Origin of the sequence: Curtobacterium sp. MCBD17_013, assembly GCF_003234565.1 — a bacterium.
Taxonomy (GTDB): Bacteria; Actinomycetota; Actinomycetes; order Actinomycetales; family Microbacteriaceae; genus Curtobacterium.
Map to the genome: position 1 here is coordinate 1 of NZ_QKTU01000013.1, position 13,689 is coordinate 13,689.

General features: G+C 72.5%; 12 protein-coding genes. 9 read left to right on the top strand and 3 right to left on the bottom strand.

Annotated features, from left to right (window positions below; all coding sequences use genetic code 11):
• Positions 1–151: 151 nt before the first annotated feature.
• From DEI81_RS12665 to DEI81_RS12675, 3 genes are all read left to right on the top strand, one after another.
• Entirely contained in the window at positions 152–523 is a 372-nt protein-coding gene (locus DEI81_RS12665) for an FKBP-type peptidyl-prolyl cis-trans isomerase (protein ID WP_111011087.1), read from the top strand.
• Entirely contained in the window at positions 523–1,359 is an 837-nt protein-coding gene (locus tag DEI81_RS12670) for an aldo/keto reductase (protein WP_111011088.1), read from the top strand. The genes DEI81_RS12665 and DEI81_RS12670 overlap by 1 nt, the downstream gene beginning before the upstream one ends.
• A gap of 108 nt (positions 1,360–1,467) precedes the next feature.
• The gene (locus tag DEI81_RS12675) at positions 1,468–3,759 is read left to right on the top strand and encodes an ATP-binding domain-containing protein (RefSeq protein ID WP_111011089.1); all 2,292 of its coding nucleotides are present in this window, start codon (positions 1,468–1,470) and stop codon (positions 3,757–3,759) included.
• A gap of 12 nt (positions 3,760–3,771) precedes the next feature.
• Here DEI81_RS12675 and DEI81_RS12680 read toward each other — a convergent pair whose 3' ends face one another.
• The gene (locus DEI81_RS12680; protein WP_181435417.1) at positions 3,772–4,872 is read right to left on the bottom strand and encodes a glycoside hydrolase family 6 protein; all 1,101 of its coding nucleotides are present in this window, start codon (positions 4,870–4,872) and stop codon (positions 3,772–3,774) included.
• Between the two features lie 161 nt (positions 4,873–5,033).
• Between DEI81_RS12680 and DEI81_RS12685 the strand changes: the two genes are divergently transcribed.
• The 5 genes from DEI81_RS12685 to DEI81_RS12705 all read left to right on the top strand — a co-directional run bounded on the left by DEI81_RS12685 (position 5,034) and on the right by DEI81_RS12705 (position 8,877).
• Positions 5,034–5,474, top strand: a complete 441-nt coding sequence (locus DEI81_RS12685) for a VanZ family protein (protein ID WP_111011091.1) — start codon at positions 5,034–5,036, stop codon at positions 5,472–5,474.
• Positions 5,475–5,631: 157 nt separating this feature from the next.
• Positions 5,632–6,459, top strand: coding sequence for a nuclease-related domain-containing protein (locus DEI81_RS12690; protein ID WP_111011092.1), 828 nt, complete (start codon positions 5,632–5,634; stop codon positions 6,457–6,459).
• 187 nt (positions 6,460–6,646) lie between these two features.
• Positions 6,647–6,916 carry a 30S ribosomal protein S15 gene (gene rpsO, locus DEI81_RS12695; RefSeq protein WP_111011093.1) on the top strand — a complete coding sequence of 90 codons (270 nt, stop codon included), beginning with the start codon at positions 6,647–6,649 and terminating at the stop codon, positions 6,914–6,916.
• A 225-nt stretch (positions 6,917–7,141) separates the two neighbouring features.
• Positions 7,142–8,254, top strand: a complete 1,113-nt coding sequence (locus DEI81_RS12700; protein ID WP_111011094.1) for an LLM class flavin-dependent oxidoreductase — start codon at positions 7,142–7,144, stop codon at positions 8,252–8,254.
• Positions 8,251–8,877: a CE1759 family FMN reductase gene (locus DEI81_RS12705; RefSeq protein ID WP_111011095.1), complete on the top strand. Its 627-nt coding sequence runs from the start codon at positions 8,251–8,253 to the stop codon at positions 8,875–8,877. Before DEI81_RS12700 ends, DEI81_RS12705 begins: the two co-directional genes overlap by 4 nt.
• A 25-nt stretch (positions 8,878–8,902) precedes the next feature.
• Here the strand turns inward: DEI81_RS12705 and DEI81_RS12710 are convergent, their stop codons facing one another.
• Positions 8,903–10,123: a hypothetical protein gene (locus DEI81_RS12710; protein WP_258368714.1), complete on the bottom strand. Its 1,221-nt coding sequence runs from the start codon at positions 10,121–10,123 to the stop codon at positions 8,903–8,905.
• A gap of 365 nt (positions 10,124–10,488) precedes the next feature.
• Here DEI81_RS12710 and DEI81_RS12715 point away from each other — a divergent pair, with 365 nt between their 5' ends.
• Positions 10,489–12,750: a polyribonucleotide nucleotidyltransferase gene (locus tag DEI81_RS12715; protein WP_111011096.1), complete on the top strand. Its 2,262-nt coding sequence runs from the start codon at positions 10,489–10,491 to the stop codon at positions 12,748–12,750.
• 222 nt (positions 12,751–12,972) lie between these two features.
• Here the strand turns inward: DEI81_RS12715 and DEI81_RS12720 are convergent, their stop codons facing one another.
• The gene (locus DEI81_RS12720) at positions 12,973–13,632 is read right to left on the bottom strand and encodes a TetR/AcrR family transcriptional regulator (RefSeq protein ID WP_258368716.1); all 660 of its coding nucleotides are present in this window, start codon (positions 13,630–13,632) and stop codon (positions 12,973–12,975) included.
• Positions 13,633–13,689 lie beyond the last annotated feature (57 nt).

Below are 13,689 nucleotides of genomic sequence, written 5' to 3' on the forward strand. Positions count from 1 at the left end.
AAGAGACAGGGTCTGATCGTGGGGGGAGGCGGGGCCGTCGTCGGCCGGATGTGGAGTCACGGTGGGACCATTCTGCCGTCCCCCGCACCCGGACGCGCCCGGTGGGACCGGCCGTCATGCGGGCGTCACCCTCGTCGTGTTGGATGGCGACATGACTGACCTCAACAGCAAGCCCGAGTTCGACGCCCCGGAGGGCCCCGCCCCGACCGAGCTCGTCATCACCGACATCGTCGAGGGCGACGGCGCGGAGGCCCAGCCCGGATCGACCGTCAAGGTGCACTACGCGGGCGTCGAGTACGACTCCGGCGAGGAGTTCGACAGCTCCTGGAACCGGGGCGAGCCGATCGACTTCCCGCTCGCGGCGCTCGTCCGCGGCTGGCAAGAGGGCATCCCCGGCATGAAGGTCGGCGGCCGTCGCAAGCTCGTCGTGCCGCCGGATCTCGCCTACGGGCCGGCCGGTGGCGGGCACTTCCTGTCCGGCAAGACCCTGATCTTCGTCATCGACCTCCTCGGCGTGCGCTGATGCCGACCGCGGTCCCCACCGTCGAGCTCAACGACGGCACCGCCTTCCCGCGCCTCGGGCTCGGGACGTACGGGCTGAACGGCGACGAGGGCGTGGCGGCGGTCCGTGCCGGCATCGACGCGGGCTACCGGCTCCTCGACACGGCGCTCAACTACGGCAACGAGGACGCCGTGGGCCGTGCCGTACGCGAGTGCGGTCTCCCGCGTGAGGACCTCGTCGTCACCTCGAAGCTGCCCGGGCGACACCACGGGTACGACGAGGCGCACCGATCGATCGAGGAGACCCTCGGCAACCTCGGGCTGGACTCGGTCGACCTGTACCTCATCCACTGGCCGAACCCGTCCGTCGACAAATTCGTCGACACCTGGAAGGCCTTCGTCGACCTCCGGGACAGCGGCGTCGTCCGCTCCATCGGCGTCTCGAACTTCACCGAGGAGCACCTGCAGCGCATCGTCGACGCGACCGGTGTGGCCCCCGCGGTCAACCAGGTCGAGCTGCACCCGTACTTCCCCCAGGGCGCCCTCCGCGCGGTGCACGAGCGCCTCGGGATCGTGACCGAGAGCTGGAGCCCGCTCGCCAAGCAGAGCGAGCTCCTGACCGAACGCGTCGTCACGGACGCCGCGGCGGTGCACGGGGTCACCCCGGGGCAGGTCGTGCTGCGGTGGCACGTGCAGCTCGGTGCCGTGCCGGTGCCGAAGTCGGGCGACCCCGGACGGCAGCGCGAGAACATCGACGTGTTCGCGTTCGAGCTCACCGACGACGAGATGACGGCGATCTCCGGGCTCGAGCGTGGCCGGCTCTGGGGCGGCGACCCCGACTCGCACGAGGAGATGTGAGCCCGCGACGGGGCCGGTCGGACCGGCCCCGTCGTACCTCCACGCCGACACCTCCCACCACGGCGCGCGCGGGGCTACACTTGTCACCCCCGTCCCGAAGGGTGTTGCGTGACCGAGGAGTCAGAAGTCGACCGCGAACGTCAGTACGTCGACGGCCTGTTCGCACGGCTCGACGAGTTGTCCGCGGACGCCGCCCGGCGGCTGGCCGAGACCCGTCGTGAGTCCGTCGGTGGGAACCACCAGAGCCGCAGCGAACGCGACGCCTTCGCCCGCCTCTACGAGGACACCCTCACGACGCTGGAGCGCGTCGGGGACCGGCTCGTGTTCGGCCGCCTCGAGGTCGCGGACCCGGAGCAGGACGAGAGCGCCTTCCGCTACATCGGCCGCGTCGGGCTCCGCGACGCCGAGCACCGGCCGCTGCTGCTCGACTGGCGCGTCCCCGGCGCCAGCGCGTTCTACCAGGCGACGGCGGCCCACCCGATGGGCATGCGCGCGCGTCGGCACCTGACGCTGGCCGGTCGCGAGGTCGTCGGCGTCGAGGACGAGGTGTTCGACGCGACGCTCTACGACAGCGAGCGCACCCACCTGCAGGGTGAGGGCGCACTGCTGGCCGCCGTGAGCGCGGACCGCACGGGCCGGATGACCGACATCGTCGCGACGATCCAGGGCGAGCAGGACCGCATCATCCGGTCCGCCATCGAGGGCGTGCTCGTCGTGCAGGGTGGCCCCGGCACCGGCAAGACCGCCGTCGCACTCCACCGGGCGGCCTACCTGCTGTACTCGCACCGCGAGCGTCTCCGCGGCTCCGGCGTGCTCGTCGTCGGTCCGTCGCCGGCGTTCCTGACGTACATCGAGCAGGTCCTCCCGTCGCTCGGCGAGACGGGCGTCGTCATGGCCTCCCTCGGGTCCCTGTACCCGGGCGTCGACACCGATCGGCACGACGGTGCGCGGGCCGCCGCGGTCAAGGGGTCGGCCGAGATGGCCGACCTGCTCCGCCGCGCGGTGCGGTCGCGGCAGATCGTGCCGACCGAGACCGTCACGGTCGACATCGAGGGCGAGCGTCTCGTGGTCCCGCCGTCGCTCATCGCCGCGGCGATGCGGAAGGCCCAGGAGCGGGGCAAGCCGCACAACGTCGCGCGGGTGACCTTCAACAAGGCGGCACTCGATGCCCTCACCGGTCTGCTCGCCGAGCAGCTGCGCGAGCGCGGGACCACGGTGGACGAGGCCGACGAGAAGGTCCTCCGCGAGGACGTCCGTTCGTCGTACGACGTGCGGGTGCTGCTGAACGGCGCGTGGATGCCGCTCCCGGCCGAGAAGTTCGTCGAGGACCTCTACGCGCGCCCGAACTGGCTCGCCTCGCTGACCCCGCACTGGTCCGCTGACCGGCGGGCGTTGCTCCGACGCTCGCGCGGTGCCGGGTTCACGGTCGAGGACGTCCCGCTGCTCGACGAGGCCGCCGAGCTCCTCGGCCCGTTCGACCCCTCGGGCGGCGGCGCCCGGCGGCAGGCGAAGGCGGCCCGACAGCGCGACGTCGAGAACGCCCGCATCGCGATCGAGAACATGGGCGTCGAGGGCATCGTGACGGCGGAGCAGGTCGCGGGGTCCTTCGCCGAGGGCGGTGACCCGCGCACCACCGCGGAGCGTGCAGCGGAGGACCGCGAGTGGACCTACGGCCACATCGTGGTGGACGAGGCCCAGGAGCTCTCGCCGATGCAGTGGCGGGTGCTCGCGCGGCGGAACCCGTTGCGGTCCTTCACGATCGTCGGGGACATGGCGCAGGGGTCCTCGCCCGCCGCCGCGCGGAGCTGGGACGACGTGCTCGGTGCCCTCGCCCGCCGTCGTCGAGGCCGGGCTCCCCGCGTGCCGCTCGACCACCGGATCGAGTACCTCACCGTCAACTACCGCACGCCGCGGCAGATCGTCGAAGCCGCCGGTCGGTTCGCTGAGGACGCCGGGCTCGCGGTCACCGCCACCCGTGCCGTCCGTGACGGTGATCCGGTCGAGCACGTCGCGGTGTCCCGCGCCGGCCTCGTCGACGCGGTCGTCGAGCAGGTCCGGGCCGAGCGGCGTCGGATCGGCACGGGCACCATGGGCGTCATCGCGCCCGACGACGCGATCGCGGTGATCCGCGAGCGGCTGGCGGCGACCACGGACGACCTCCGTTCACTCGAGGCGCCACGGCCCGGCGCGGTCACCGTCCTCACCGGTGCGGAGGCCAAGGGGCTCGAGTTCGACGGCGTGGTGCTCGTCGACCCGGACGGCGTCGGCGCCGACGCTGCCCGCGCGGCCGCCGCCGTGTACGTCGCCATGACGCGGCCGACCCGGCGGCTCGTCGTGCTCGACGTCATCGCGACCGACGAGGACGCCGGTGCGGCGGAGGCGGGGGACGTCGCGGCCTGATCTCGCCGGCGGTCAGCCCCGTTTCCGGTGCTCCACGAGGTCGAGCGCGTACTGCTGCCACCACTGTCCGGCGGCCGGTCCACCGTTGCACGTGCCGTCGCTCAGCCCGGGGGTCTTCACCCAGAGCAGGGCGTCGAGTCGGGTGGAGCCGGCGGTGACGTGCGGGGTCTGCCCGAGCCCGGCCCCCGGCGGGTTGCACCAGGTGCCGAGCCACCCCCGGCCGTTGCGGGACACGTCGATGACGAAGTGCGGGTCGCCCCCGATGCGGTCCGCGAGCCGGTCGGCGTACGCGCGCTCCTGGTCGACGCGGTAGAAGTTCGACACGTTCGTCGAGAAGCCCTGGGCCTCGTCGACGCCGGCCTCGCGGAGACGCCGCGCCATGGTGTCCACGGGAACGCGGTCCTCGTTGCCGCCGTCGAGGTACACCGTGAGCCCGGCGTCGACGAGGGTGTGCACGGCCTGCCGGATCACCGGGATGCGACTCGTCCCGATGCGGGGGCAGTTCGAGATCTGGGCGAGGGAGTCCGGTTCGACGAGCACGACGGCGTGCGATCCCCGCATGGCGTCGGCCACGTGCCGCACCCAGTGGCCGTAGGCGGCCGTGCCGAGGCCGCCCTTCGAGTACCCGCCGCAGTCGCGGTCCGGCACGGCGTAGAGCACGAACGTCGGGGTCGCCTGGTGCGTCTGCGCGCTCTCGAGCACCGCGCGGACCGTGCGCACGGTGTCGGCGTTCGACCCCGCGCCCGTGAGCCACGTGGCGATCGGCTGGTCCGCGATCACCGAGAGCGCGTTCGCCGTCGCGACGTCGCCGCGGGTGCGAGCGGCGGACTCGGACCGGGCGGGGTGGTTCACGCTCGTGGGCTGCACGGCGAGTCCGCCGGGGAAGGCCTCAGCCGCGGTCCTGCGGGTCGCGATGACGCGCGTCGGCGTGGGGGTGGCATCGGGGGTCGACATGGAGCCTCCGTTCCGGTCGGCGTGGGGCAGGACGACCGTCAACGCGAGCACGAGCAGCAGCGCCAGCCCCACGGCGACCGCGCCGAGGACGGCCCACTGGCGCCGCCCCGACCGGTGGTGGCCGGCCGGCGGGCGGGGGTCAGGCCGCTCCGTGGGCATGGCGGTCCTCCTCGTCCTCACGGGTCGGTCGGACCAGCCTCGCATCACCGGCCCCGCGGCGGCCACTCGCCGGTCCGCTGTGTGCGATCTGCCAGGCGCGGCGCGGTCGGTGTCCAGCCAGGGCACAGGGGTGCGGCAGGCTGCTGCCCCAGACTGTGCGGATGTTCCGGAGACTGCTGCTGCTCGTCGTCACCGCCGGCTACGCCTGGGTGGTGTGGCGGATGACGCTGACACCCCAGCTGTTCTCCCGCTCCGGCAGTGATGCGGTCGCCCTCGTCCTCCGGCTGGCCCAGCAGCACGCGGCGACGGCGTGGGTCACCTACGACCGCGCGGAGTTCATGGCGAACATCGCGATGTTCGTCCCGGTCGGTGCGATCGCGGCGATGTGGCTGCCCCGGCGGGCGTGGTTCCTCGCGGGCATGCTCGCCGTCGGACTCTCGGTGGGCATCGAGTGGACGCAGCACGTCGCCCTGCCGGGCCGCGTCGCCGATCCGCGCGACGTCCTCTCGAACGGGCTCGGGGGGTTCCTCGGCGCCACGCTCATCGGGTTGGCCCGGTCGGCGGTGCCCGAACGCCGCCGCCGGCGCCCGCGCATGGTCTGACGGCCGCGCGTCGCGCGACCGGTCGACCCCGGTCCTCCCGTCCGTCCCCTGGTCCGGCCGTCCGGGGGGCACCCCTTCTGGAGCTGGCACCGGCCTGCCCGGGTCCGACACCCTGGGTGGTGGGCCGTGCAGGACGGCCCGACAGGAGGACCACCGCGTGCCCACCCACGACGTCCCGGGGGCGGTACGACTCGACGACCTCACGGACCGGGTCCCCGGGCAGACGCTCATGGCGGCCTGCCTCGCCGAGCAGGCGGCCGCGCCACCGCGTGGTCGTCTCGCACGCGTCGTCGGCGCGCGCGTGCTCACCGACGCGGCGCGGTCCTGGTACGTCGGCGTGGTGGGGGAGCGCGTGACCGCGCGGCTCCTCGAGGGGCTCGGACCGGAGCACGTCGTACTGCACTCCATCCCGGTGACGGACTCGGGCACGGACATCGACCACCTCGTCGTCGGACCCATGGGTGTCGTCACGGTGCACACGAAGCACCACCGCGACGCTCGCGTGTGGGTCGGCGGCGACACCGTGCTCGTCGCGGGTCAGCGCCGGCCGTACGTGCACGCGGCACGGAGCGATCGGACGCGCGTGCTGCGTGCCCTGGCGGCGCTCACGCTCCCCGTCGCACCGGTGACGAGTCTCGTCGCGGTGGTGCACGCCGCCCGGGTGCAGGTCCGATGCGCGCCGGAGGACGTCCGCGTCGTCGACGCCCGTCACCTCGTCCGGACGCTCCGCCGGCTCCCGACGGTCCTCGGTCAGGACGCGGTATGGGCGCTCGCCGGGGCCGTGACCTCCACCGAGACGTGGGGCGTGCGGCCCGAGGGTGAGCCCGCCGACGTCGTGGCACGGTTCGCAGCGCTCGGACGGGAGGTACGGGTCGCCCGCGCTGCGCGTCTCGCGTGGGCGGGTGCCGCGTGTGCGGGCGTCGCGGCCGGCCTCGTCGCGGTCGTCGCGGCCGTCCCCGGCCTCGTCGGGGCACTGTTCAGCTGACTCCGGGGCACGGACGGGGCTCGTCGGGGTCGTCCGGCAACGGGCCGGGGCCGGACGGGGCCCGTCGGGGTCGTCCGGCGACGGGCCGGTGGGGTATCATCGTCAGGTTGCCGTCGAACGGCCGCGGACACAGAGCGCCCACACATCCGGTGTGGTGCACCGCGCAGCAACAGGAAGGGGATCACCCATGGCACTCGAATCGAACGTCAAGAAGGCGATCATCGAAGAGTACGCGACCCACCCGGGCGACACGGGATCCCCCGAGGTCCAGGTGGCCGTGCTCACGCAGCGCATCAAGGACCTCACCGAGCACCTCAAGGAGCACAAGCACGACCACCACTCGCGTCGTGGTCTGCTGCTCCTCGTCGGGCAGCGTCGTCGTCTCCTCGGCTACCTCGCCGACGTCGACATCAACCGCTACCGCTCGCTCATCGAGCGCCTCGGCCTGCGTCGCTAGTCACTGCTCTGTCGGTCACTGCGGTCGACGATCGAAGTGCCTCCGCCAGGCGGGGGATCCGGTCTTGACCGAACGCCCCGTCCCTCCCACCGGAGGGGCGGGGCGTTCTGCGTTCCCGACGGGTGCGGTCGTCTCCCCGCGCGTTCGCACGGAGCGGGAATAGCGTGCACTGCACCGTCGTTCGGCTACCATGTACATGCAAACGCATCGAAAGAGGAGCGCATCGTGCAGTTCGGCATCTTCACCGTGGGTGACGTCACCACCGACCCGACGACCGGCAGGACGCCGACCGAGGCCGAGCGGATCCAGGCGGTCCTGACCATCGCGCAGAAGGCGGAGGAGGTCGGCCTCGACGTCTTCGCCACGGGCGAGCACCACAACCCGCCGTTCGTGCCGTCCTCGCCGACCACCATGCTCGGCTACCTCGCCGCGAAGACCGAGCGGCTGGTCCTCAGCACGAGCACGACACTCATCACGACGAACGACCCGGTGAAGATCGCCGAGGACTTCGCGATGCTCCAGCACGTGTCCGGCGGCCGCACCGACCTCATCCTCGGCCGCGGGAACACCGGGCCCGTCTACCCGTGGTTCGGGCAGGACATCCGGCAGGGCGTCAACCTCGCCATCGAGCACTACGCACTCCTCCGCCGCCTCTGGACCGAGGACGTCGTCGACTGGCAGGGCCACTTCCGCACGCCGCTGCAGGGTTTCACCGCGACGCCGCGCCCACTCGACGGCGTCGCCCCGTTCGTCTGGCACGGCTCGATCCGCACCCCCGAGATCGCCGAGCAGGCGGCCTACTACGGCGACGGCTTCTTCGCGAACCACATCTTCTGGCCCGCGAGCCACACCGCGAACATGGTCCGGCTCTACCGTGAGCGGTTCGAGCACCACGGACACGGGCCGGCCGCGAACGCGATCGTCGGGCTCGGCGGCCAGGTGTTCATGCGGAAGAACTCGCAGGACGCCGTCGCGGAGTTCCGCCCGTACTTCGACAACGCGCCGGTCTACGGCCACGGCCCGAGCCTCGAGGACTTCACGCGGCAGACCCCGCTCACGGTCGGCAGCCCGCAGGAGGTCATCGACCGGACCCTCGGCTTCCGCGAGTACGTCGGCGACTACCAGCGCCAGCTGTTCCTCATGGACCACGCGGGGCTGCCGCTCACGACCGTGCTCGAGCAGCTCGACATCCTCGGCGAGGAGGTCGTGCCCGTGCTCCGGAAGGAGTTCGAGGCCCGCCGTGCCCCGGGCGTCCCCGACGCCCCGACCCACGCCTCGCTCGTCGCGGCCGCGCAGTCGGCCGCCGTCGCCAGCGACGTCGCGGAGGTGCGCGCATGACCACCATCGCCGTCGTCTCCGCGGGGCTGTCCGAACCGTCGTCGTCGCGCCTCCTGGCCGACCGGCTGGCGGATGCCGCCGCGACCGCCCTCGGTGACCCTGACGACGGGGTGCCGGGAGGCGCGACGCGCGTCGTGCACGTCGACCTGCGCCCGCTCGCGCACGAGATCACCGACGCGATGCTGACGCGCTTCACACCGCCCGCGCTCGGCGCGGCGGTCGCCGAGGTCGTCGAGGCGGACGCCGTCGTGTTCGTCGCGCCGGTGTTCACCGCGGGCATGAGCGGGCTCGCGAAGTCGTTCCTCGACGTCCTCGAGACGGACGCACTCGTCGACATGCCCGTGCTGCTCGGTGCGACCGGTGGCTCCCCGCGGCACTCGCTCACGGTCGAGCACGGGTTCCGACCGGTCTTCAGCTATCTGCGCGCCGCCGTGGCGCCGACCGCGGTGTTCGCGGCCACCGAGGACTGGGGCGACGCCGAGGGCGTGGCGGCACTCGACCGTCGGATCCGCCGGGCGGGGGCCGACCTCGCCCACATGGTCCGGACCTCCCGGCGTCGTGTCCCCGTGACGGAGCCCGACGTCGTCGACTTCGGGAGTCTGCTCGAGGGCCTCGGTCAGTAGGGGGCACGCGGAGGGGGAGAGCCGCTCAGTACCAGTGCGGGTTCTCGCTCATCTCGTGGTTCCACGCGGCGCACGGGCTGCCGTACGCGTCCTTGATGTACGCCAGGCCCCAGTTGATCTGGGTGTCCTGGTTCGTCCGCCAGTCCGCGCCCGCCGTGGCCATCTTCGACGCGGGCAGTGCTTGCGGGATGCCGTAGGCGCCGCTCGAGACGTTGAGGGCGTTCGCCCGCCAGCCCGACTCCTGCGTCCACAGCGACACGAGGCACGAGAACTGGTCGGAACCCCAGCCGTAGGCACCGATCGCGCCTCGCGCGTACGCCTGCGCGCCTGCGGGGTCCGCGGCGACGCCGGAGGGATCCGGGTACGACGTCGTGGGCGCGGCCGCCGCGACGGCGGACGTGGCGCGTTGGGCGGCCGCGCGCTCCGCAGCGAGCTGCGCGGCCCGCTTCTGGGCCGCGACCTGGGCGGCCACGGCCTGGCCGATCGCGTACTGCCGCTCGACCTTCGCCGTCGTGTCCTTGAGGGTGGCGAGCTGCGCGTACAGCTCGTCGCTGTGCTGCTGCGTGCTCGACACCGCGGCGTTCGCCGCTGCCTCCGCGGCGTCCGCCGCCGTCGACTTGGTCTCCGCGGCGTCGGCGAGGCGCTGGCGCTCCGCCTCGGCCCGCTGCGCCTGGTCGTGCAGGGACGTGGCCGTGTTCGCCGCCACGCTCGCGTCGCTCATCACACCGGCCCACGTGTCCGACAACTGGTCGAGGGTGCCGAGCTGGTACAGGAGGTCCTGGGGCTTCTTGGAACCGACGATGCGGCTCGTGATCGTGTCGCTGTCGCCCGAGCGGTAGAGGTGCGCGGCGAGCTGCCCCGCCCGGTCCTTGGCGCGCGCCGCGGTCTCGGCGGCGGCCGCTGCCCTGGCGGTCAGGTCGTCGGCCGTCTGGGTCGCCGCCCGGAGGTCGGACTCGGCCGCGGCGGCCTGGGCCGACGCGGTGAGCGCGGCGGCGGACTTCTGCGCGGCCACCGACTGGAGGCCCTTGAGCGCGTCCTGCACCTTCGCGACCTCGGCCTGCGTGGCCGCCTGGTTGCCCTTCGCCGCCTGGACGTCCGCCCACGACGGGTAGGTCGTGGCCTGGGCCGGGAGGGCTCCGACGACCGGCGCGACGAACGCGCACACGGTCAGGGTGAGGCCCGTCACGAGCAGCCGACGGCGCGCACGTCCGGGCGCGGCGGCACGCGTGGGGGAGGAGTGACGCATGGGCCCAGGCTAACGACCCACCGCGTGTTCGCCGCGAGCCATGCCGGAGCGGCGGACCCGGATGCTAGGCTCGTGACCGTCGGTGACGTATCCGTCATCGATCTGGAACCAACCGGAGCAGGCCGGCACGAAGCTGGTCATCGGTGGTGACCTACGGGACCGTCCCCCACGCGGGGCGAGCGGCGCCGTGGATTTCTACTGCTGGCCAGGCATGCGTCCCGCTGTCGTGTGGGCGCACGTGCACACCGTGCCCTCGACCCCCGGCCCTGCTGCACACACACCATGCGGCGTCGACCACGACGCCGACACCACCACGCACGCTCGACGAGTGTGCGTGGCCGTCACGCACACGAGGAGGCACCCCTTTGGAGGGTCCCGAGATCAAGTTCGCCGAGGCAGTGATCGACAACGGTCGCTTCGGTACCCGTACCGTCCGGTTCGAGACCGGTCGTCTCGCGCAGCAGGCGCAGGGCGCCGTCGCCGCGTACCTGGACGACGAGACCATGCTGCTGAGCGCCACGAGCGCCGGCAAGCACCCGCGGGAGGGCTTCGACTTCTTCCCGCTCACCGTCGACGTCGAGGAGCGCTCCTACGCCGCCGGCAAGATCCCCGGCTCGTTCTTCCGCCGCGAGGGCCGACCGTCGACCGAGGCCATCCTGGTCTGCCGGCTCATCGACCGCCCGCTCCGTCCGTCGTTCGTCGACGGTCTCCGCAACGAGGTCCAGATCGTCATCACGGTCCTGAGCATCGCGCCGGACGAGTTCTACGACGCCCTCGCGATCAACGCGGCGTCGGCCTCCACGCAGATCTCCGGTCTGCCGTTCTCCGGCCCGATCGCCGGTGTGCGCCTCGCGCTCATCGACGGCCAGTGGGTCGCGTTCCCGAAGCACTCGCAGCTCGAGCAGGCCGTGTTCGACCTGACCGTCGCCGGCCGGGTCGTCACCGACGAGGCCGGCAACGAGGACGTCGCGATCATGATGGTCGAGGCGGAGGCCACCGAGAACAGCTGGGGTCTCATCCAGGGTGGCGCCGTCAAGCCGGACGAGTCCGTCGTGGCGCAGGGCCTCGAGGCCGCCAAGCCGTTCCTCAAGGTCCTCGTCGAGGCCCAGGCGAAGATGGCCGCGCAGTCCGCCAAGGAGATCCAGGACTACCCGGTGTTCCCGGCGTACTCCGACGAGGTCTACGCGGCGGTCGAGGGTCTCGCCCTCGACGAGCTCAAGGGCGTGTACCAGATCGCAGGCAAGCTCGAGCGTCAGGACGCCGACGACGCCCTCAAGGCGCGCGTCAAGGAGGCCGTCGCGGCCCAGGTCGAGGCCGGCACGCTGCCCGCCGAGGCCAACGGTCAGGTCTCCGCCGCCTACAAGTCGGTGACGAAGAAGGTCGTGCGCGGCCGGATCCTCACCGAGCAGGTCCGCATGGACGGCCGCGGCCTCGCCGACATCCGTCCGCTCGACGCCGAGGTCGCGGTCATCCCGCGCGTCCACGGTTCGGCGATCTTCCAGCGCGGCGAGACCCAGATCCTGGGCGTCACGACGCTGAACATGCTCAAGATGGAGCAGCAGATCGACTCCCTGAGCCCGGTCACGAAGAAGCGCTACCTGCACCACTACAACTTCCCGCCCTACTCGACCGGTGAGACCGGCCGCGTCGGTTCGCCGAAGCGTCGCGAGATCGGACACGGCTTCCTCGCCGAGCGCGCCCTCGTGCCGGTCCTGCCGAGCCGCGAGGAGTTCCCCTACGCCATCCGTCAGGTGTCCGAGGCCCTCGGGTCGAACGGCTCCACCTCGATGGGCTCCGTGTGCGCCTCGACCCTGTCGCTCCTCAACGCCGGTGTGCCGCTGCGCGCGCCCGTCGCGGGCATCGCGATGGGCCTCGTCTCCGACACCGTCGACGGTCAGACCCGCTACGCGGCCCTCACCGACATCCTCGGTGCCGAGGACGCCCTCGGCGACATGGACTTCAAGGTCGCCGGCACGAGCGAGTTCGTCACCGCGATCCAGCTCGACACGAAGCTCGACGGCATCCCGTCGTCGGTCCTCGACGCCGCCCTGAAGCAGGCCAAGGAGGCCCGTTCGGCGATCCTCGGTGTCCTCACCGAGGCGATCGACGCCCCCGACGAGATGGCCGACACCGCGCCGCGCGTCATCAGCGTCCAGATCCCGGTCGACAAGATCGGCGAGCTGATCGGCCCGAAGGGCAAGACGATCAACGGGATCCAGGACGAGACCGGCGCCGACATCTCGATCGAGGACGACGGCACGGTCTACATCGGTGCGGTCGACGGTCCCTCGGCCGAGGCCGCCCGCGCCCAGGTCAACGCGATCGCGAACCCGACCAACCCGGAGATCGGGGACCAGTTCCTCGGAACGGTCGTCAAGATCGCCACGTTCGGTGCGTTCGTCTCGCTCCTCCCGGGCCGAGACGGACTCCTCCACGTGTCCGAGGTCCGCAAGCTCGCCGGTGGCAAGCGCGTCGAGAACGTCGAGGACGTCCTCGGGGTCGGCCAGAAGGTCCTCGTCGAGGTCACGAAGGTCGACGACCGCGGCAAGCTGTCGCTCGCGCCCGTGATCGCCGAGGAGGCCGACACGGCGACCGAGTCCGCGGACGCCGAGGGCGCCACGGTCTGACGCTCGCGCTCGACGGAACGGCCGTCGGTCCCCTCGGGGGCCGGCGGCCGTTCCGCGTCTGCGGTCCGGCCGCCGTCCTCCGGCCGCCGTCCGGACACCGCGAGATCGCAGACGTTGCCGCTCCGCCCCGCGGCAGAGCGGCAACGACTGCGATCTCGGCGGGAGAGTCGCAGGGCGGCCGGGCGGCCGGGCGGCCGGGCGGCACGGCGGCCGCGCGGCAGGTCAGGCGGCGGGTGCGTCGGTGCCGAGCACGCGACTCGCCACGCGGCCCAGAGCCGCGCATGCCGCGATCGTGTCCCCGGCGTACGACCCCACCATCGCGCCGTCACGCGCGAGCATGAGCTCGTCGGCGCCGTCGCCCGGGAGCGGGTGGCCGGCCTGCTGCAGGAGCTCGGCGAGCTGATCGGTGTACCAGTCGCGGTGGGCCGACACGACCTCACGGACGGGGTGCCGGGGGTCGTGGTACTCCGCCGCGGCGTTGAGGAACGCGCAGCCCCGGAAGTCGGGGTCGTTGGTGGTGTCCACGACGGTGTCGACCCAGGTGCCGACCGCAGTCCGTGCGTCGGGTGCCTCGGCGATGATGGTGTCCATCGCCTGCTTGACCTGCTCGTGCCGGCTCCGCACGTAGGCGAGGATCAGGTTGTCCTTCGAGCCGTAGTGCTTGTAGAAGGTCGCCTTCGTCACGCTCGCCTCGGCGATGAGCCGGTCGACGCCGACGCCACGGATGCCCTCTTCGTAGAAGAGCCGGGCCGCCGTCTCGAGGATCCGGAGCTTCGCGCCGCCGGTCGGACGCGCGCTGCTGGTCCGGGGAGCTTCGCTCGACCCGGGTGTCGTCGGTCCCGGGAGACGCTGGACGGTCGGTTGGGGGGAATCGACCGTCACAGCGTGGCTCCTCGGGGCAACGTCGGCTGTCGCGACACCGCGGGGGGACGTGTGTCG